The sequence below is a fragment of the Bradyrhizobium sp. Ash2021 genome, from assembly GCF_031202265.1.
Lineage (GTDB): Bacteria > Pseudomonadota > Alphaproteobacteria > Rhizobiales > Xanthobacteraceae > Bradyrhizobium.
The window spans coordinates 8,749,986-8,769,743 of sequence record NZ_CP100604.1; the positions used below are offsets into that span (position 1 = coordinate 8,749,986).

Below are 19,758 nucleotides of genomic sequence, written 5' to 3' on the forward strand. Positions count from 1 at the left end.
ACAGCAATCCCTTAATGCGCCTCGTCCCAATTGTTCGCCGCCCTTGCATCGACCTGCAGCGGCAGCGACAGCAGCACCGCCGGGAACGGCGCGTCCTGCATGACGTGCTGCACGACCGGCAGCGTCGCCGCCACCTCATCGTCGGGCACTTCGAAAATCAATTCGTCGTGCACCTGCAGCAGCATCTGCGCCGAGAGTTTCTTCTCCGCGAGCGCATCCTCCATCCGGATCATGGCGCGGCGGATGATGTCGGCGGCCGAGCCCTGCAGCCGCGCGTTGATGGCGGCGCGTTCGTTGAAGGCTCGAACCGAGCCATTGCTTGCCTTGATGTCGGGATAGTAGCACTTCCGTCCGAACAGCGTGGCGACATAGCCGTGTCTGCGGCAGAACTCCTTGGTCTCATCCATGTAGGCGCGGATGCCCGGAAAACGCTCAAAGTATTTCTTGATGTAGGCGGAGGCTTCCTCGCGGGCGATGCCGAGCTGATTGGCAAGGCCGAACGCCGAGATGCCGTAGATGATGCCGAAATTGATCGCCTTGGCACGCCGGCGCACTTCGCTCGGCATGTCCTTGATCGGCACGCCGAACATTTCAGACGCCGTCATGGCGTGAATGTCGAGCCCGTCGCGGAACGCCTGCTTCAGCACGGGGATGTCGGCGATCTCCGCCAGCAGCCGCAGTTCGATCTGCGAATAGTCGGCCGATACCAGCTTGTGACCGGGCGTGGCGATGAAGGCGCGGCGGATTTTTCGGCCGTCCTCGGTACGCACCGGGATGTTCTGCAGGTTCGGCTCGTTCGATGACAGCCGCCCGGTGGTGGTCGCCGCCAGCGCGTAGGTGGTGTGGACGCGATGGGTCTGCGGATGAACATAATTCGGCAGCGCGTCGGTATAGGTCGATTTCAGCTTTGAGACCTGCCGCCACTCGAGGATCTTTTTCGCGAACTCATGCCCCTGCTCGGCGAGTTCATCGAGGATCTGCGCCGAGGTCGACCAGGCACCGGTTTTGGTCTTGGTGCCGCCGGTTATTCCCATCTTGCCGAACAGGATGTCGCCGATCTGCTTGGGGCTGCCGACATTGATCGGCTCGCCCGCCAACTCCTGGAGCTCGGCCTCGACCCGCGCGGCGGTCTGGGCGAAATCGCCCGACAGCCGCGACAGCACCTGGCGGTCGATCGAGATGCCGCGCCGCTCCATCCTCGCCAGCACAGAGACCAGCGGCCGTTCCAGCGTCTCATAGACCACGTTCATGCGCTCGGCGACGAGGCGCGGTTTCAAGACGCGCCATAGCCTCAAGATCACATCGGCGCTTTCGGCCGAGTATTCGCCGGCCCTGTCGATCGCGACCTGATCGAACGAAAGCTTGTTCTTGCCGCTGCCGGTAAGATCGCCGTAATTGACGACGGCATGGCCGAGCCAACGCTCGGCCAGCGCCTCCAGCCCGTGCGCGTTGCGGCCGGCATCCAGCGCATAGGACATCAATTGCGCATCGTCCTGGTTGCGCAGCGTGATGCCGTGCTGTGCCAGCATCACGGCGTTGAACTTGATGTTGAAACCGATCTTGAGAATGCCGGCCGATTCCAGCAGCGGCTTCAGCGCCGCCAGCGCGTCGGCGGCCTTGATCTGGTCCGACGCGAGGCCGGCATCGAACAGGCCGGCGCCGCCGCCGGACTGCTTGTGGCCGAGCGGAATGTAGGCGGCATCGTTCGGCGCCAGCGCCAGCGCAATCCCCGATATCTCCGCCTGCATCGGGTCGATCGAGTCGGACATCGCCTCGATGACGAAGTGGCCGACGTCGTGCACGCGCGCCAGCCAGGCCTGGAGCTGATCGAGGCTGCGGATGGTCTGATACTTCTTGCGATCGACCGGGATTTTCCGGATCGCTTCCTCGCGCGCGGCGGCGAGCGAGATCGGGGTGCCCTTCAGGCTGGCGGCCTTGTCCTCCTTGCCGCCGGTCTTCGCAGGCGGCGCGGCGGGGCTGGCAAAGAGATCGCCGGTGGTGCCGGCCGATGTTGGCTTCGCCGGTGCGGCAGCGGACGCGCCTTTCGCGCCGGCGCCGCTCTTGTTCCCTGCATCCGCCTCGATGTCCGCAGGATCGATCTGCGAATAGTCGGCGACGCGCCGGGTCAGGGTGGAGAATTCCATCGCTTTCAAGAACGCGATCAGCTTGCGTGCGTCGGGCTCACGCACGGCGAGCTCGTCGAGCGGGACGTCCAGCTTGACCTTGTCGTCGAGCAGCACCAGTTGCCGCGAGATCCGCGCCTTCTCGGCGTTCTCGATCAACGCCTCGCGCCGCTTCGGCTGCTTGATCTCGCCGGCCCGCAAGAGCAGCGTTTCAAGGTCGCCATATTCGACGATCAGTTGCGCGGCGGTCTTGATACCGATGCCGGGCACGCCCGGCACGTTGTCGGTGGAATCGCCGGCCAGCGCCTGCACCTCGACCACTTTCTCGGGCGGCACGCCGAATTTCTCGATCACCTCTGATATACCGATGCGGCGATCCTTCATGGTGTCGTACATGGTCACCTTGTCGGTGACGAGCTGCATCAAATCCTTGTCGGAAGAGACGATGGTCGCGATCGCGCCGCGCTCGCCGGCCAGCCGCGCATACGTCGCGATCAGGTCGTCGGCCTCAAAGCCTCCCTGTTCCAGGCAGGGCAGGTCGAAGGCGCGCACCGCCTCGCGGATCAGCGCAAATTGCGGGATCAGATCGTCCGGCGCCGGCGGCCGGTGCGCCTTGTAGTCGGGGTACAGCTTGTTGCGGAAGGTGACTTCGGACTTGTCGAACACGATGGCGAGGTGCGTCGGCCGGTTATCCTCAGGCATATCGCGCAGCAGCTTCCACAGCATGTTGCAGAAACCCAGCACGGCATTGACCTGCAGCCCGTCGGATTTGCGGTTCAGCGGCGGCAGCGCGTGATAGGCGCGGAAAATGTAGGAGGAACCGTCGACCAGAAAGACATGGTCGCCCTTGGCTGGAGCTTTGGCGGCAACGGGTTTGGTGGCGGTTTTGGGGGCTGTTTTCGGCATGGCCGAAATTTAGGGATTTTTGCGCGGATTGACAGCCTTGGGGCAGAAAGGTGCACCAGTTTTTCGTCATGGCCGGGCTTGACCCACGGCTGTCCGGTTTAATTTTAGCATAGGCTGAGGCTCAACTGTCGCTGATCTTTGATGATCGGAGGCGGTGGAAGGAGCAGCCTGTTGATCGGTCGTCTGTGCATAAGGTTTACGCGCACCAGACGGGTGAAGGTGAGCAGGCTGTGAACGGCTCGCTGGGCGGTGTGTGCCAGGCGCAGCAGTAGGAAGGCGATCAGAGCCACTGCGATCTGAATGCGCACGGCATTTTCGGAGCGTCCAATGAACTGCTTGATTTTGAGGGTCTGCTTGACCCAACGAAAGAACAGCTCAATCTGCCAACGGCGTTTATAGAGATCGGCGATATCGGTTGCCGGTAGATCGAGGTCATTGGTGAGGATGCGCAGGATCCTTCCGGTGTCGATGCGCACGCGGATCTCGCGGACGGGATCCTGGAACGGGTTTTGACGGTTGCGTGCCATACGTTGCGGCAGATGGCCGATGCGATCAGAAAGAATATTTGAGCCTGCCGCGACTGCATTCTTGTGGACCACGTGAAGCTTGGTGTTGCTCTTGAGCCGGGTCACGATCCGGCAGTCCGCGGCGTGGAGTTTGGCCCACCAGGAGTAGTCATAATAGCCGAGGTCGAACACGTAGGTGGCCCCGGCCTCGATCGGCATGTCCTTGGCGGCAGTGATGTCATTGATGTTGGCCGGCGTGACAGCGGCATAGATCGGGCAAACGGCGTCGGGGTCATAGACGATGTGCATCTTGGCGCCGCAGACACCTGCCGAGAACCTCGCCCAGTCCTTGCTCAGCGCGCTCAGACGAAGGCTGCTCGAATCGATCAGGTGCACCGCTTCGCCGGTCTTGCGCTTGAGCCCACGCGTGAGCTGCCCGACCAAATGCGCGAACAGGCCGCTGAACACCTGCCAGGGCCGCTGTGCGTTGGCATCCGCAAGCGTCGAGCGCGACACCTCATCGCTGCCCAAATGGTAGAGCCTGGTGGCGTGGCTCTGCAGACCGGCCTCGATCTCTCGCAGGCTCTGCGCCCCCGACAATTGTGCGTACATCAGCGCAATTAATTGGCTCTTCGTCGTCAGGGTGCGAACATGCTTGTCGGCCCCGTGCTCATCCACAAGCTGATCAAAGCGATGCCACGGAACCTGCTTCAATACGCTGTGGAATACACTATTGTGATGCTGCATGGCTTGATCCTTCTCCGTGTCCCAAAACGTCGCCAAACGCTTGGAACACAGAAGAATCAATGCCATGCGCCATGTCCACCAAAATTAAACCGGACAGCCGTGGGCTTGACCCGGCCATCCACGTCTAGCCAGTTGTTGCGCAGCCAGGACGTGGATGGCCGGCGCAAGGCCGGGCATGACGGCAAGAGCGTTGAAATGCCGCGGCTACTCCGCCGCCTGCAATACCGGCGCGGCCTTCTTCGGCGCGATCCAGAACGCCGCGGGGCGTTCGAACAGGAAGTTGGCATGCAGCGCCAGTGCGATCCGCCAGATCACGAGCGACGCGGCGACGCCGACAACGGTGACGATCAGCGAAACCGTGCCGATGTCGTGGATCAGCCCGCTACGCAGCAGCAAGGTCCGGGTCGCCGCCATCGGCAGAAAGAACGCCAGATAGATGACGATGGAATGCTCGCCGCAATAGCGCAGGAAATTCAACCACTGCATGCGCGCCAATAGCGTGCCGGTCACGATGATGGCGCTGGCGCCGGCCAATCCAAGCGCGAGCGAAACCAAAGGCCATTCACTGGCGCCAAACTCAACCAGGCTGCCGTTGACGACGGCCCACAGCGCCAGGCCCGCCAGCGCCAGCACGGGACGGGCCCGCGCGCGATCGGACAGCGCGAACACGTAAGGCGCAAACAGATAACCGGAATAGAAATAGACGAAGCGTGCGCAGAATTCGTCGATCACGGTCCAACCGGTCACGACATGCGCCATCTCCAGCGCGGCGGCCAGGGCCAGAATCGCGAGCGGTGGCGTCTTGCGTGTCAGTTTTGTGACGGCGAAAAAGATCGGCAGCAGATAAATGAACCACAGGGTGCCGAACGGCTCGATGAAGGATTCCAGATAAAGCAATCCAACATGGCTCCAGCCGGCCTCGGCGGCCAGCGACGGCGCCTTGAAACCGAACTGGATCGTCACCCACAGCACGTAGAAATAGGCGAAATGCACGACCTTGCGGTCGAGATAGGTGCGCCAGTCGCGGCCGATCACGACCGACAGGAAAAGCCCGGAAATCAGGAAGAAATCCGGCATCCGGAACGGTTTGGCGAACATCACGACGAGGTGCATGAAGCCGGTCTGGTCGGCAGCCTTTTCCACGCCCAGCACCGAATGCATCATCACCACCATGACGATGCAGATGCCCTTGGCATAGTCGACCCAATCGACGCGTCCGCCCGCGGGAAATGCGGAACGCCCTGTCGACGCGGATGTGCCGTTAGATGTCATTGTTGTCCTGTTTCGGCGTGTCGGCGGCGCATCATCGGCCGGATCGGTTTCTTTCCCCTTTATCTTACAAATGGCATGCCGCTTTCCGGCGCTTTTTACGGTTTCCCCTTTGCCGCCAAATGTTTTAAGAGGCGCACAAGTTCGAAAAACCGTTAACCATAGAGAGCGGGTTATTCCATGCGCATTGCCATGATTGGCACGGGCTATGTGGGGCTGGTGTCCGGAGCCTGCTTTGCGGATTTCGGCCACCAGGTCACCTGCGTCGACAAGGATGCTGGCAAGATCGCCGCACTTCACCGCGGCGAAATCCCGATTTTCGAGCCCGGCCTGGACGCGCTGGTGGCGTCCAACGTGAAAGCCAGGCGGCTCGATTTCACCACCGATCTGGCCGCCCCGGTCGCCGAGGCCGACGCGGTGTTCATCGCGGTCGGCACGCCGTCGCGGCGCGGCGACGGCCATGCCGACCTCACCTACGTCTACAGCGCCGCGCGCGAGATCGCAGCCGTGCTTAGGGGATTTACCGTCGTCGTCACCAAATCGACCGTGCCGGTCGGCACCGGCGACGAAGTCGAGCGCCTGATCCGCGAAGCCAATCCATCCGCCGACGTGGTGATCGCCTCCAATCCGGAGTTTTTGCGCGAGGGTGCGGCGATCCGCGACTTCAAATTCCCCGACCGTATCGTGGTCGGCACCTCGGACGAGCGCGGGCGAAAAGTGCTCGGTGATGTCTACCGGCCGCTGTCGCTCAATCAGGCGCCGTTGATGTTCACGGCGCGGCGCACCGCGGAGCTGATCAAATACGCCGCGAATGCGTTCCTCGCCACCAAGATCACCTTCATCAACGAGATCGCCGATCTCGCCGAAAAAGTCGGCGCCGATGTGCAGGAGGTCGCGCGCGGCATCGGGCTCGACAACCGCATCGGTTCGAAATTCCTGCACGCAGGCCCTGGTTTCGGCGGTTCCTGCTTTCCGAAGGACACCCGCGCGCTGGTGAAGATCGCGCAGGACCATGACGTGAACTTGCGCATCGTCGAGGCGGTGCTCGGCGTCAACGAAATCCGCAAGCGCGCGATGGCGCGCAAGGTTTCCAACCTCGCCGGCGGCAGCCTGCGCGGCAAGACCGTGGCCGTGCTCGGCCTCACCTTCAAGCCCGACACCGACGACATGCGCGAGGCGCCGTCGATCCCGCTGGTGACCGGCCTGCTCGACATGGGCGCAAAGGTCCGCGCGCACGATCCGGTCGGCATGGAGCAGGCGCGCAAGGAATTGCCCGACATCGAATATTGCGACGATCCCTACACTTGCGTGAAGGGTGCCGACGCCATGGTGGTCGTGACCGAGTGGGTGCAGTACCGCACGCTCGATCTGGAACGCGTCAAGCGCGAGATGGCGCAGCCGGTTGTGGTCGATTTGCGCAACGTCTATCGGCCCGAGGAGATGGCGGCGCTCGGGTTTACCTATGAGAGCATCGGGCGGGCGGCTGAGCCGGTGGTGTGATACTTTCTTACCTCGCCCCGCTTGCGGGGAGAGGTCGGCCCATAGCGCCGGGTGAGGGGGACTCTCAGCGAGCGAGTATGCGGAGACTCCCCCTCACCCTAACCCTCTCCCCGCAAGCGGGGCGAGGGAACGACATCGGTGACACCGGATAAACCTTGCCCCGCAGCTTCGACACCCCCCTCCCGATTGACGCGGTGCTCGACGAACTCGCGCGCACGCTGACGGCCAACAACGCCGCCGTGCTGGTGGCGCCGCCGGGGGCCGGCAAGACCACGCGGGTGCCGCTGGCGCTGCTCGATGCGCCCTGGCTGAACGGCAAGAAGATCATCATGCTGGAGCCGCGGCGGATCGCGGCCCGCGCCAGCGCCGACCGGATGGCCAAGACGCTGGGCGAGCGCGCCGGCGAGACCGTCGGCTACCGCGTCCGCTTCGGTTCAAAAATATCGCGGGCGACGCGGATCGAAGTCGTCACCGAGGGCATCTTCTCGCGCCAGATTCTCGACGATCCCGAATTGAACGGCGTCGCCGCGGTGCTGTTCGACGAATTTCACGAGCGTTCACTCGATGCCGATCTCGGCCTGGCGCTGGGGCGCGACGCGCAGACCGGTTTGCGCGAGGATCTTCGCATCCTCGTGATGTCGGCAACCCTCGACGGCGCGCGGGTCGCAAAATTGCTTGGCGACGCGCCCGTGATTGCCAGCGAAGGCCGCGCCTTTCCGGTCGAGACGCGCTATCTCGGCCGCAAACCCGATGCGCCGCTGGAGCGGCAGATGGCGGATGCGATCGCGACCGCGCTGCGCGCCGATCCTGGCTCGGTGCTCGCCTTCCTGCCGGGCGCTGCCGAAATCCGCCGCACGCAGAATTTTCTTGGCGAACGCATTCACGACGCCTCCATCGAGATCGTGCCGCTGTTCGGCGCGCTCGATGCCAGCGTGCAGGACCGCGCCATTGCGCCGGCGCCGAAAGGGTGCCGCAAGGTGGTGCTGGCGACCTCGATCGCCGAGACCTCGCTGACCATCGAAGGCGTCCGCATCGTCGTGGATTCCGGCATGGCGCGGGTACCGCGCTACGAGCCGGACATTGGGCTGACGCGGCTGGAGACGGTGCGCGCCTCGCGCGCGGCGGTCGACCAGCGCCGCGGCCGCGCCGGCCGCACCGAGCCCGGCGTGTGCTACCGTCTCTGGGACGAGCCGCAAACCGCCTCGCTCGCGGCCTACACGCAGCCTGAAATCCTCTCGGCCGATCTGTCCTCGCTGGTGCTCGATCTCGCGCAATGGGGCGTCAGCGATCCCGCGACGCTTGCATTCCTCGATGCGCCGCCCGCGCCGGCACTGAAGGAAGCCAATAGCCTGCTCGGCGAACTCGGCGCGCTCGATGCCGACGGCCGGATCACCGAAGAAGGCAAAAGCCTGCGCGCGCTGGCGCTGCCGCCACGGCTGGCGCGGATGATCGTGGATTCGGACCGGCTGGGGGCAGGGGAGGAAGCCGCTGAAATCGCGGCGATCCTGACCGAACGCGGCCTCGGCGGCGACAGCGTCGATCTCGACGCCCGGCTCGACCAGTTCCGCCGCGACCGTTCGCAACGCGCTTCCAGCGCCCGCAGCCTGGCGCAGCGCTGGGCCTCGCAGGTGGCGGCTTCGAACTCACCGCAAGCGGCAGGCGACCTCTCCACCGGAATCATGCTGGCGCTGGCCTTCCCGGATCGCGTCGCGCGCAACCGTGGCAATGGCAGCTTTGTGCTGGCCAACGGCCGCGGTGCCGCCGTGGAACAGATCTCCGCGCTGGCGCGCGCGCCCTATATTGCGGTCGCCGAGCTGACGGGCACGGCCGCGCAGGGCCGCATTCTGCTGGCCGCGCCGATCACCCAGGAAGAGATCGAATTGCGCTTTGCCGATCAGATCGCAAGCACGGAGGAGATTTCGTTCGATCGGGGCGCGATGGCGCTGCGCGCCCGCCGCAAGCGGACCCTGCACGCGATCACGCTGTCGGAAGCGCCGATGGCGCTGTCGCCGACGGCGGAGACCGCGCGCGTTTTCGCCGACGGGCTGATCGCGGCCGGCCTCGACAAATTGCCGTGGTCGAAACCCCTCAAGCAATGGCGCGACCGCGTCATGTTCCTGCGCAAGGCGGAAGGCGAAAGCTGGCCGGATTTGTCCGACGCCGCACTCGCGGCCGGGCGGGAGACCTGGCTGGTGGCGGCGCTTTACGACAAAACATCGCTGAAGGATTTTTCCGCCGGCGATTTGTCGGACGCGCTGATGAACTTGCTGCCCTGGGAATTGCGCGCACGGCTGGAGCGCGAAGCGCCGACGCATTTCGAAGCGCCGACCGGCACCATGCTGGCGATCGACTACGAGGCCGAGCAGGGCCCGACCATTGCCGTCCGGCTGCAGGAATTGTTTGGGCTCAACACCCATCCTTCGATCGCCAAGGGCGCAGTGCCGCTGGTGCTGGAACTGCTGTCGCCGGCGCAGCGGCCGGTGCAGGTGACGCGCGATCTGCCGGGCTTTTGGCGCGGCAGCTATGCCGCCGTGCGCTCCGACCTGCGCGGCCGTTATCCCCGGCATCCCTGGCCGGAAGATCCGGCCAACGCGATGCCGACGCGGCGGGTGAAGCCGCGCGGGACCTGAGAGACAAACTCGTCATTGCCGGGCATAGTAGTCTGCCCTGCGCAGACTAAATAAACTTGTCTGCGCTCCCGGCAATCCATCTCTTGAGAAGGCTCGTCTTTTTGAAGATGGATACGCGGGTCAAGCCCGCGTATGACAGCGCCCGTTAACACTTCACTCATCCTTTTCGCCGAAATGGCAGCCTCGACCGGCGTTGTTAGTCGCCGGTTGCCAGCCGGCGTGGTGATATCGGCGGCTGTATGAACCGAGTGTGGCGTCATGCGTAACATAATGATCTTCGCCGCGGTCCTGGTCGCCCTTGGCACCTTCATGGCGCAGATGGCGGACAAGCTGACGCCGGTGCCCGCATCCGCCAACGCGGCGCCGCGAAAGGCCCCGGAAGAGACGGTCGCGCAGGCCGGTAGCCGCAGTCTCAGCATTCCCCCCGATGCCCGCGGCCATTTCCAGACCGACGGCCGGATCGAGGGTCAGCGCATCGACTTCATGGTCGATACCGGCGCCTCGCTGGTGGCCTTGAACGAAAAATCCGCAGCGCGGTTTGGTCTGCGCCCCACCCCCGGCGATTACAAAGCCACCGTCACCACCGCCAACGGCACCATCAAGGCCGCGCGCACCCGGCTTGCCAGGGTCGAACTCGGTGGCCTCGTGGTGCGCGACGTCGACGCCATGGTGCTGCCGGATGAGGCACTGTCGGAAAACCTGCTCGGCCTGTCGTTCCTGTCGAGGCTGAAGCGCTTCGAATACGCCAACGGCAAAATGGTGCTGGAGCAGTAGGCGCAGTGTCATGCTCCGCGAAAGCGGGGCATCCAGTACGCCGCGGCCGTCGAAAATGCACGATAGTTCACTGGAATACTGGATCGTCCGCCTTCGCGGACGATGACAATCTTGTTGCCTTCAAATCTGCCGCAATTATCGGCTACAAGACGCCAATCCTGCCTTCCGCTGCGCCCGTGCTTTCGCTAAGCCTGCGGCGTTGCCCCTCAGCAAGCTCACGAGGCCCTTATTAAATGTTTCCGAAGCCGAAATCCGTGCTGGTTCCGAATACCTATGCCTTTGAATCCGAGCCGATGGTGAAGGCGACCGGCTTTCGCGAATATGATGCGCGCTGGCTGTTCAACAAGGAAATCAACCTGATGGGCATTCAAGCGCTGGGCATGGGCCTCGGCGCGCTGATCTCGGAACTGGGCCGCAAACAGGAGATTGTCACCGGCCACGATTTCCGCGGCTATTCGGCCTCGATCAAATATGCGCTGATCTCGGGGCTGATGGCGTCAGGCTGCAAGGTCCACGATATAGGCCTCTGCATGACGCCGATGGCCTATTTCGCGCAGTTCGACCTCGACGTGCCCTGCGTCGCGATGGTGACCGCGTCGCATAACGACAATGGCTGGACCGGCGTCAAGATGGGCGTCAACCGTCCGCTGACCTTCGGCCCCGACGAGATGACGCGGCTGAAGGAGATCGTGCTCAACGCCGATTTCAAGAACAAGGCCGGCGGCTCCTATCAATTCCACGAAAACTTTCCGGCGCGCTATATCGCCGATCTCACCAAACGCCCGAAGCTGAAGCGCAAGCTGAAGGTGGTGGTTGCCTGCGGCAACGGCACTGCCGGTGCGTTTGCGCCGCAGGTGATGGAAGCGATCGGCTGCGAGGTGATCCCGCTCGACACCGAGCTAGATTACACCTTTCCGAAATACAATCCGAACCCCGAAGATATGGAGATGCTGCACGCGATCCGCGACGCGGTACTCGCGCACAAGGCCGATGTCGGCCTTGGCTTCGACGGCGATGGCGACCGCTGCGGCGTGGTCGATAATACCGGTGAAGAAATCTTTGCCGACAAGGTCGGCGTGATGCTGGCGCGCGACATGTCGGCGATCACCAGGGATGCACAGTTCGTGGTCGACGTGAAATCGACCGGGCTTTTTGTCACCGACCCCGTGCTGCAAAGACAGGGCGCCAAAATCACCTATTGGAAGACCGGCCATTCCTACATGAAGCGCCGCACCAACGAGCTGGGGGCGCTGGCGGGCTTCGAGAAATCCGGCCACTTCTTCTTCAACAAGCCGTTCGGCCGCGGTTATGACGACGGCCTGATCTCGGCGATCGCGATCTGCGAAATGCTCGATCGCGCGCCGGACAAGTCGATGGCTGATCTGAAAGACGCGCTCCCGAAAACCTGGTCGTCGCCGACGATGTCGCCGCATTGCGCGGACGAAACCAAATATGGTGTCGTCGATAGCGTGGTGAAGCATTTCGAGGCGCTGCAAAGCAAGGGCGAGAAGGTTGCCGGGCAAAACATCCGCGATCTCGTCACCGTCAACGGCGTCCGCGTGACAGCCGAGGACGGCAGCTGGGGCCTGGTGCGGGCCTCCTCCAACAAGCCGGAGCTGGTGGTCGTGGTCGAGAGCCCGGTCTCGGAAAAGCGCATGCACGACATGTTCGAGGCGATGGATTCGGTGTTGCGCACCCACCCCGAAGTCGGCAAATATAATCAGAAGATCTGAGGCGGGCGCCCGAGCGCACTGTCTTCTCGGCGGTCATCCCCCGCGAAAGCGGGGGATCCAGTACGCCGCGGCTCCTCGGTTCAATCACTACTGTCTCTGGAATACTGGATCGCCCGCCGGAGCCTGTCATCGGGCGGCCATTCGGCCGACCCGTTGGCGGGCGATGACAGTAACCTACGCCACGTGCAGCGAGCCCAGGAATCCCTTGACCTCGGACTTCAGCCGATCGGACTGCGACGACAATCCGTTGGCGGCGTCGAGCAGCTTTGAGGCCGCCTTGCCGGCTTCCTCGCTCGCCCGGCTGACGCCGGCGATGTTGTTGTTGACGTCCCTGGTGCCGTTGGCGGCCTGCTGCACATTGCCGGCGATTTCGCGCGTCGCTGCGCCCTGCTGGTCGACGGCGGCGGCGATTTCGTTGGAGATCTCGTCGATCTCGGCAATGGTCCCGCCAATCGCCTGGATCGCGGTTACGGCTTCGCCGGTCGCGGTCTGGATGTCCTGGATCTGCGCCGAAATTTCCTCGGTTGCCTTGGCGGTCTGATTGGCCAGCGCCTTGACCTCGCTGGCGACGACCGCGAATCCCCGGCCATGTTCGCCGGCGCGCGCGGCTTCGATGGTGGCGTTCAAGGCCAAGAGATTGGTCTGGCTCGCAATGTTCTGGATCAGCGTCACGACTTCGCCGATCTTCTGGGTGCCGGCGGCAAGCCCCTCGACCACGGTGTTGGTGCGGCGGGCTTCCGCGGCGGCTTTGGTGGCGATTTCGGCCGAACGGGTGACCTGCTGGGCGATGCTGTTGATCGACGCCGTCAGTTCTTCGGTCGCGGACGCCACCGTTTCGACATTGGCGGAGGCCTGCGTCGAGGCCGCGGCGGCAGCCGCGGTCTGGCGCGCGGTTTCGGTATTGCTGGCACTGATCGACGACGACAGGCCCTGCATGTCGCCGGCGGCCACGGCGACCGCCTCGACGATGCTGCCGACCTTGCGCTCGAAGCCGGCGGCGAGTTCGCGGCGGGCCGCGTCGCGTTCCTGTTTCGCCTTGCGTTCGGCCTCGCTGCGGTCGGCATTGGCGCGCGCCTCGGCAGCACTTGCGGCCTCGGCTTCTGTGGTCTTCCCGGCCGCCATCTCGAACAGATGCGAGAGCTTGAGCGCCAGCCAGCCGAGGACGCCGGCTTCGATCAGGAGGATGGTGGCGTGAAGAACGACGCGGCCAAAATCACCACCGTCGGGATAGATCGCCGCCGGAAGCAGGAAATTCAGCGCCAGATGGTGCAGGGCCACCGCAACCGTGCCGACGACGATCGGCCGATAGTCGCAATAGGCAACGAGCCAGGCCAAGGCTGCGAAGAAGTACATGTGCATGTCGATCTGCCAGGGGTGGCCGGCAAACTCGAACGCAAGCACCGACACGGCGCCCATCAGCGCGACGGCGAAGATCAGCCGGGTCGACAATCCATTGCCCGAAGCGCGCCACGACATCATCGCAGCCAGCGCCATCGCGGCCACCAGAGCCGCCGGCACGATCCATGCCGTGCCGCGCGTGACGCCGATCGCAACGGCAATCGGAACCTGGAGCCAGAGCACGCCAAGCAAGGTCTTGCTCGTGATCTCACGCAAATTGGCCAGCTCATCGCTTTCGATGGTCATTCCCAGTCCCCCAAATGGCATTCAAAAAAAGCGTTCTATTTCGTCAGGCAGGCGGCGATGGCCTGCGGATCCATGGCGAGCCAGGCGCCGGCACCGCGCAGCCGCGTTAGTCCGTCGTGGTCATCCGGCCGCACCACCAGGAGTGACGGGATCGCCGTCATCCGGATAATGGCGGCGTTGGCGGACGCCGCAGCCGCGAACACTTGCTGGGCGCTCCACCATGGCGGGAAAACCACCGCCACGGCCTCGGCGCCAGGACGGACCTGCAGCGACAGCGTCGCGATCGCGATCCAGCTCGCGACCAGCAACACAGCCGCGTTCAGCCAGGCGGGCCATCGCGTCGTTTGGATGATTCTTCCCGGCTCCATCGCGGGACAATAACGTGACGAAGCTAATTGCTCGTAAATGTTGAGTTAACGAACCGTATAGGCACGGGGGATCGCGTGTGACAGCGGTCGGACGGCTTGCCGCTACCGTCATACCCCGCGCATGCGGAGTATCCAGTACGCCGCGGCCTCTCGATTCTATTTCGACTGCTCTGAAATACCGGATCATCCGCTTTCGCGGATGATGACAGCAGTGCTAAGCCGCCGGCACCGGCAGGGCGGTGACCGACTTGATCTTCTCCATCGCAAAGCGCGAGGTGACGTTCTTCAGCGGCACGGCGCTGATCAGCTTTTTGTAGAACACGTCATAGCTCGCCATATCGGCGACCACGACGCGCAGCATGTAATCGACGTCGCCTGCCATCCGGTAGAACTCCATCACCTCGGGCATGGCGCTGACGGCGGTGGCGAAGGTCTTGAGCCAAGCCTCCGAGTGATCGGAACTCTCGACCGAGACGAACACCGAAATGCCGAGCCCGATCTTGTTCTGATCGACCAGGGCGACCCGGCGCAGAATCACCCCGTCGGCCTCCAGCCGCTGGATACGTTTCCAGCACGGCGTCGAGGACAGGCCGACCCGGTCGCCGATCTCGGCCACGGAGAGCGAGGCGTCCTCCTGCAGCACGGTCAAGATTTTACGGTCGATGGCGTCGAGGCGACGATTGGCTTCATGAAGCTGAACGGCTAGGTCGGTCATGAGAATAAAGTTCCATATGAAAGGGTTGTATCCCTCATATATAGAAAAATCTTCCAAATCAAGCCCGCTATTGATCAGCCTCAGCCGGGCCCACCCCCTGGCTTTGGCCTAAAAGTGCTTCAACCTCAGCACGTTGCGGGGCCGCGAAGGCGCCGCCGAACCGGGTGCATTTCAGCGCGGCAGCGGCGGATGCGAAGCGGAGGGCCTGGCGGATCTCCTGTTTTTCCGTGATGGCGAGCGCGAATGCGCCATGGAACACGTCACCGGCGCCCAGCGTGTCGACGGTATGGACCGGGAAGGCCGGGGTCTCCTGCAAATTGCCCTGCTCATCAAGCCAGATGGTGCCCTTCGGTCCGCGCGTTCCCGCGAGGAACGAATGCGTCAGCTTTGCGATCTTCTTCAGCGCGGCGCCGTCGTCTTTGACGTCGGCGGTTTCCTGCAGCGGCTCGCTCGAGAACACCAAATGAGAAGAGGCGTTGAGCAATCCCTCGCGCAGCGACATCGCGCGATCGACGTCGACGATCACGGGGATGCCGCGCCGGACGGCCTCGGCGCAAAGATCGGTGCAGAATTCTGCGCAGCGGTTTTCGGTCAGGATGGCGGCGCAGTCGTCCAGCAGCGTCTTGGTGGGCGGCAGATGGACCTTCCACAATTCCGGATCTCGGAACGTGACGATGGTGCGCTCGCCGCTCGGATCGACCATGACGGTGGAGATCGGCGTCACCAGACCCGGCATGTGCACCACGTGCTTGGTCTCGATGCCTTCATGCGCGAGTTTGTCGAAGATAAAGCGGCTCGACGTCTCGTGCGCGTCGCCCATCGGCCCGCAGACCGAGGCGCGGCCGCCGAGGCGGACGATGCCGATCGCGGCATTGAGCGCGTTGCCGCCGCAAATCTCGTCGAAATGGGTGGCGTTCTCCTTGGAGCCGCGGGCGGGCACGCTGCGGACGCGAAATGTCAGGTCGCGCACCGGCATTCCGATGCAAAGGATGCGCGGAGGGATTTTCGGCGCTTTGGCGTGAAAGTTCATAACGGGATCCGTCATGCCGGTTCCGCGTTCTGCCGGAACCAATGCCCGGAGTTAATGGATTGGTCCATGGTACGGTTCCCCGCTATGCGCCGGCGTTGTTTTCCCCATGCACCCAGCGTCCAAGCAAATGGTGCGCGATCGCAAACGGATGCGGCCCGGCGAGGCCGTCTGGGTGCTGGCGCTTGATCATCAGGGTCGCTTCGGCGCGGTCGAACCAGCGGGCGTCCTCGAGTTCGGTGCGGTCGACGACGATGTCCTCGCTGGTGGCGCGCGCGGTGCATCCGATCATCAGCGAGGACGGATAGGGCCAGGGCTGCGTCATGTAGTAATTCACATCGGTGCAACGGATCCCGGCCTCCTCGAAGATCTCGCGGCGGACCGCATCCTCGATGGTTTCGGCGGCTTCGACAAATCCCGCAAGGCAGGAATACATCCCGGGCAGGAACTGCTTCTGCCGGCCGAGCAGGCATTTGTCGCCAGAGGTCACCAGCATGATCACGACGGGATCGGTGCGCGGAAAGTGCTCGGCCTTGCAGTTCGGGCACTCGCGCTTCCAGCCGCCTTCCTTCATCGCTGTGCGGGTGCCGCAATTGGCGCAAAACCCGTGACGCTGATGCCAGGTCACCATCGATTTCGCCATCGCGATCGCGGAAAGCTGCTCTGGCGGCACCACGCCCTGCATCGCCATGCCGCGAAGCTCGGTTACGACCGCTTCCTGGCCGGTCAGCAGCTTTTCCACCGCGGCGGCCGCGATGCCCATGCCGAATATCGGCGCGCCGTCGCGCAAGCCTAAGAAGATCGTGCCGGGATTGGCGCCGAACTTCAGCGCCTCGTCGATGCGCAGCAGTACGCGCGGGCCGTCCGGCTCCTGCTTCGCCACCAGCGAGTCGCGATAGATCACATAGGCCCGGGCATCGCGATGGCTTTCCAGCGCGAACAATTTTTCGTCATTGCCGCGCAGATGCGCGGCGCGATCGAGAACATGGGTGACGAAAGCCGGCTTCCCGAGTGGAAACGAATCGAATGCTGACATGTATTCAACCTAGCCAAATCTTGCGGCGAAGCGCGCTGATGAAATTCTGCACCTCCTCGGCGTCATGCGCCAGCGGCGGCATCACGCCCCAGACCGGGCGCGGCCATGCGACGTCGCTCGAACGGCGCGCGATAACGTGCACGTGAAGTTGCGGCACCAGATTGCCAAGGGCGGCGATATTCAGCTTGTCGCACTGCGTGACCTCTTTCAGGGCCCGGGCGACGCGGGAAATTTCGGTCATCAACTGCGCCTGCTCGACCTCGTCGAGGTCGATGATTTCCGACGCGCCATCCCGGCGCGGCACCAGCAACAGCCACGGGTAATGCGCGTCCTTGATGACCAGCACCCGGCACAGCGGCAGGTCGCCGATGTCGATGGTGTCCTTTTTGAGCTGTGAATGCAGCGACCAGGCGGAGGCGTCAGTGGGCATATAGGTTCCCAAATGCCCGATACGCGTCGGGCTTATAGGTGCCTTCAGTGGGCACCCGTGCGGCTTCATATCAAGGCGTCATCATCCGCGAAAGCGGATGATCCAGTACCCTGCGGCCTCTCATCTGATCGATCGGCCGCCGGGTACTGGATACCCCGCTTTCGCGGGGTATGACAGCCAATGCCCCGCTTGCTTTCCGGCCCTTTTGGCCCCAAATAGGGACCGGGAGATTGGCGGTGGACGAGCCACTCGCCAACCGGGTCAGGTCCGGAAGGAAGCAGCCCTAACGAGGTCCGGATCGGGTCGCTCGTCAGTCTCCTACCTGTTTTTCGAGCGAATCGCGCTAAGAGCGGCCAGTCCCGCGCTTGATTCGCGTATTCCGCAAAAGTGGGCACCGGTTTTGCGATCAGAATACGTGTAAATCCTTTCCGCAAGCCGGCCGTGAGAGACAATCATTTGCGGATCGACCGATGAACGACGCTGGCGCTCCCTCCAATCAGCCTGACAGCGCCGACCAGGGCGGCTTCGATATCGGCGGCCAGCCTTCCGAGGTCCCTGGGGCCGGCAAACCCTATCGGGTGCTGGCGCGCAAATACCGCCCCTCCAGCTTCGACGATTTGATCGGCCAGGAGGCCATGGTGCGCACCGTTTCGAATGCGTTCGAGACGGGGCGAATTCCGCAGGCCTGGATCCTGACCGGGGTACGCGGGGTGGGCAAGACCACAACGGCGCGGATTCTGGCCCGCGCGCTGAATTACGAACTGCCGGACGGATCGGTGAAGGGACCGACCATCCACATGCCTGATCTCGGCGTGCATTGCCGGGCAATCATGGAAAGCCGGCACATGGACGTGCTGGAAATGGACGCCGCCTCACATACCGGCGTCGACGACGTGCGCCAGATCAACGACAGTGTGCGCTATGCACCGGCGAGCGCACGCTACAAGGTCTACATCATCGACGAAGTCCACATGCTCTCGACCGCGGCCTTCAACGCGTTCCTGAAGACGCTGGAGGAGCCGCCGGAGCACGCCAAATTCGTCTTCGCCACCACCGAAATCCGTAAAGTCCCGGTCACGGTGCTGTCGCGCTGCCAGCGTTTTGACTTGCGCCGGGTCGAGGCCGACGTGCTGATGAAGCATCTCTCCAATATCGCCGCGAAAGAGGGCGTGGAGGTCGAAGCGGAAGCGCTGGGCATCATCGCGCGCGCGGCGGAAGGCTCGGTGCGCGATTCGCTGTCGCTGTTCGACCAGGCGATCGCGCATGCGGCAGGCCTGGTGCGCGCCGATGCGGTGCGACAAATGCTCGGCCTTGCCGACCGCACCCGGGTGATCGACCTGTTCGATTCGCTGGCGCGCGGCGATATCGCCGGCGCGTTCAAGGAGTTTCGCGAGCAGTATGACGTCGGCGCCGATCCAATCGTGGTGCTGTCCGACCTCGCCGAATTCGTCAATTTCGTCACCCGCGTGAAGATCGTGCCGGCGACCGCCGACAATGTCGCCTTTGGTGAGACCGAACGGCTGCGTGCGCGCGAATTCGCATTGAAACTTTCGATGCGGGTGCTGTCGCGGATGTGGCAGATGCTGCTCAAGGGCATTGCCGAAGTGCAGACCGCGACCCGGCCGGCGGCGGCGGCGGAAATGGTGCTGGTGCGTATCGCCTATGTCGCCGACATGCCGACGCCCGATGAAGCGATCAGGATGATCGAGCAGAACGGCGGCGCCTCGCCGGTGGTCTCTGGCGGCGCATCGGTGTCACGGCCTGCGCCAGCCTCGACGGTATCGTCGATTTCTTCTTCGCCAATGCGCTCACCGCCCGCCGCACCGCGCGCCGGCGCCGACGCGTCCGCGCGTCCACAGGCCATCGCTTCCGCACCCGAGGCGCAGTCCGCGCTCGCGCTGCGGATCACGACCTTTCCGCAACTCGTCGCACTCGCCGGCGAGAAGCGCGATCTCATGACCAAGGCGGCGCTGGAAGCCGATGTGCGCCTGGTACGCATCGAGGATGGACGGCTGGAAGTCGCACTCGAACGCAACGCCGCGCGCATGCTGGTCAACGATCTCTCCCGCAAGCTGGAGCAATGGACCGGGCGGCGCTGGACCGTGATCGTGTCCAACGAGGCCGGACAGCCGACGCTGCGGTCGCAGAACGAGGTCATCAAGAACGAGCGCGAGCGTGCCGCGGAGGCTGACCCGCGCGTGCAGGAAGTGCTGGCGCGGTTTCCCGGCGCCAAGGTCGTCGAGGTGCGCAAGCTCGCCGCCGAGCCGCCGGAATCCGATGCCAGCGGTGAAGACCCGCTCGATCCGTCCGACAGCGACGATTGAGCGATATCCAAGAGGACGCACGCAAG

The 19,758-nt window shown here is 63.8% G+C and carries 14 protein-coding genes and 1 other RNA gene; 6 read left to right on the forward strand and 9 right to left on the reverse strand.

The genetic code is table 11. From position 1 onward, the window contains the following. Positions 1–11: 11 nt before the first annotated feature. The 3 genes from polA to NL528_RS42085 form a co-directional block, all read right to left on the reverse strand. The gene (gene polA / locus NL528_RS42075) at positions 12–3,029 is read right to left on the reverse strand and encodes a DNA polymerase I (protein WP_309180224.1); all 3,018 of its coding nucleotides are present in this window, start codon (positions 3,027–3,029) and stop codon (positions 12–14) included. Between the two features lie 104 nt (positions 3,030–3,133). Further along, positions 3,134–4,282, reverse strand: coding sequence for an IS4 family transposase (locus tag NL528_RS42080; RefSeq protein ID WP_309184800.1), 1,149 nt, complete (start codon positions 4,280–4,282; stop codon positions 3,134–3,136). 204 nt (positions 4,283–4,486) lie between these two features. After that, complete coding sequence (locus NL528_RS42085) at positions 4,487–5,554, reverse strand: acyltransferase family protein (protein ID WP_309180225.1); 1,068 nt, start codon at positions 5,552–5,554, stop codon at positions 4,487–4,489. Positions 5,555–5,731: 177 nt separating this feature from the next. Between NL528_RS42085 and NL528_RS42090 the strand changes: the two genes are divergently transcribed. From NL528_RS42090 to NL528_RS42105, 4 genes are all read left to right on the forward strand, one after another. Further along, positions 5,732–7,051 (forward strand): UDP-glucose/GDP-mannose dehydrogenase family protein, encoded by a 1,320-nt coding sequence (locus tag NL528_RS42090; protein WP_309180226.1) that lies wholly within the window; start codon positions 5,732–5,734, stop codon positions 7,049–7,051. Positions 7,052–7,206: 155 nt separating this feature from the next. Further along, on the forward strand, positions 7,207–9,681 hold the full coding sequence (gene hrpB, locus NL528_RS42095; protein WP_309180227.1) for an ATP-dependent helicase HrpB: 2,475 nt from the start codon (positions 7,207–7,209) through the stop codon (positions 9,679–9,681). Positions 9,682–9,939: 258 nt separating this feature from the next. Further along, complete coding sequence (locus tag NL528_RS42100; RefSeq protein ID WP_309180228.1) at positions 9,940–10,455, forward strand: TIGR02281 family clan AA aspartic protease; 516 nt, start codon at positions 9,940–9,942, stop codon at positions 10,453–10,455. A gap of 233 nt (positions 10,456–10,688) precedes the next feature. Beyond that, positions 10,689–12,188 (forward strand): phosphomannomutase/phosphoglucomutase, encoded by a 1,500-nt coding sequence (locus tag NL528_RS42105; RefSeq protein WP_309180229.1) that lies wholly within the window; start codon positions 10,689–10,691, stop codon positions 12,186–12,188. Positions 12,189–12,362: 174 nt separating this feature from the next. Here NL528_RS42105 and NL528_RS42110 read toward each other — a convergent pair whose 3' ends face one another. From NL528_RS42110 to NL528_RS42135, 6 genes are all read right to left on the reverse strand, one after another. Next, entirely contained in the window at positions 12,363–13,832 is a 1,470-nt protein-coding gene (locus NL528_RS42110; RefSeq protein WP_309180230.1) for a methyl-accepting chemotaxis protein, read from the reverse strand. Between the two features lie 35 nt (positions 13,833–13,867). Further along, positions 13,868–14,143, reverse strand: a complete 276-nt coding sequence (locus NL528_RS42115; RefSeq protein WP_375143945.1) for a hypothetical protein — start codon at positions 14,141–14,143, stop codon at positions 13,868–13,870. A gap of 271 nt (positions 14,144–14,414) precedes the next feature. After that, positions 14,415–14,915 carry an Lrp/AsnC family transcriptional regulator gene (locus NL528_RS42120; protein ID WP_309180232.1) on the reverse strand — a complete coding sequence of 167 codons (501 nt, stop codon included), beginning with the start codon at positions 14,913–14,915 and terminating at the stop codon, positions 14,415–14,417. A 67-nt stretch (positions 14,916–14,982) separates the two neighbouring features. After that, entirely contained in the window at positions 14,983–15,945 is a 963-nt protein-coding gene (locus NL528_RS42125; protein ID WP_309185228.1) for a sugar kinase, read from the reverse strand. Positions 15,946–16,027: 82 nt separating this feature from the next. After that, positions 16,028–16,978 (reverse strand): NAD(+) diphosphatase, encoded by a 951-nt coding sequence (gene nudC / locus NL528_RS42130; RefSeq protein ID WP_309180233.1) that lies wholly within the window; start codon positions 16,976–16,978, stop codon positions 16,028–16,030. Between the two features lie 4 nt (positions 16,979–16,982). Beyond that, positions 16,983–17,408 carry an HIT domain-containing protein gene (locus tag NL528_RS42135; protein WP_074278031.1) on the reverse strand — a complete coding sequence of 142 codons (426 nt, stop codon included), beginning with the start codon at positions 17,406–17,408 and terminating at the stop codon, positions 16,983–16,985. A 225-nt stretch (positions 17,409–17,633) separates the two neighbouring features. On the opposite strand from NL528_RS42135, the gene ffs reads away from it, so the two are divergent. Further along, positions 17,634–17,730, forward strand: an RNA gene (gene ffs, locus NL528_RS42140) — signal recognition particle sRNA small type. A gap of 148 nt (positions 17,731–17,878) precedes the next feature. Beyond that, positions 17,879–19,732 carry a DNA polymerase III subunit gamma/tau gene (locus NL528_RS42145; protein ID WP_309180234.1) on the forward strand — a complete coding sequence of 618 codons (1,854 nt, stop codon included), beginning with the start codon at positions 17,879–17,881 and terminating at the stop codon, positions 19,730–19,732. Positions 19,733–19,758 lie beyond the last annotated feature (26 nt).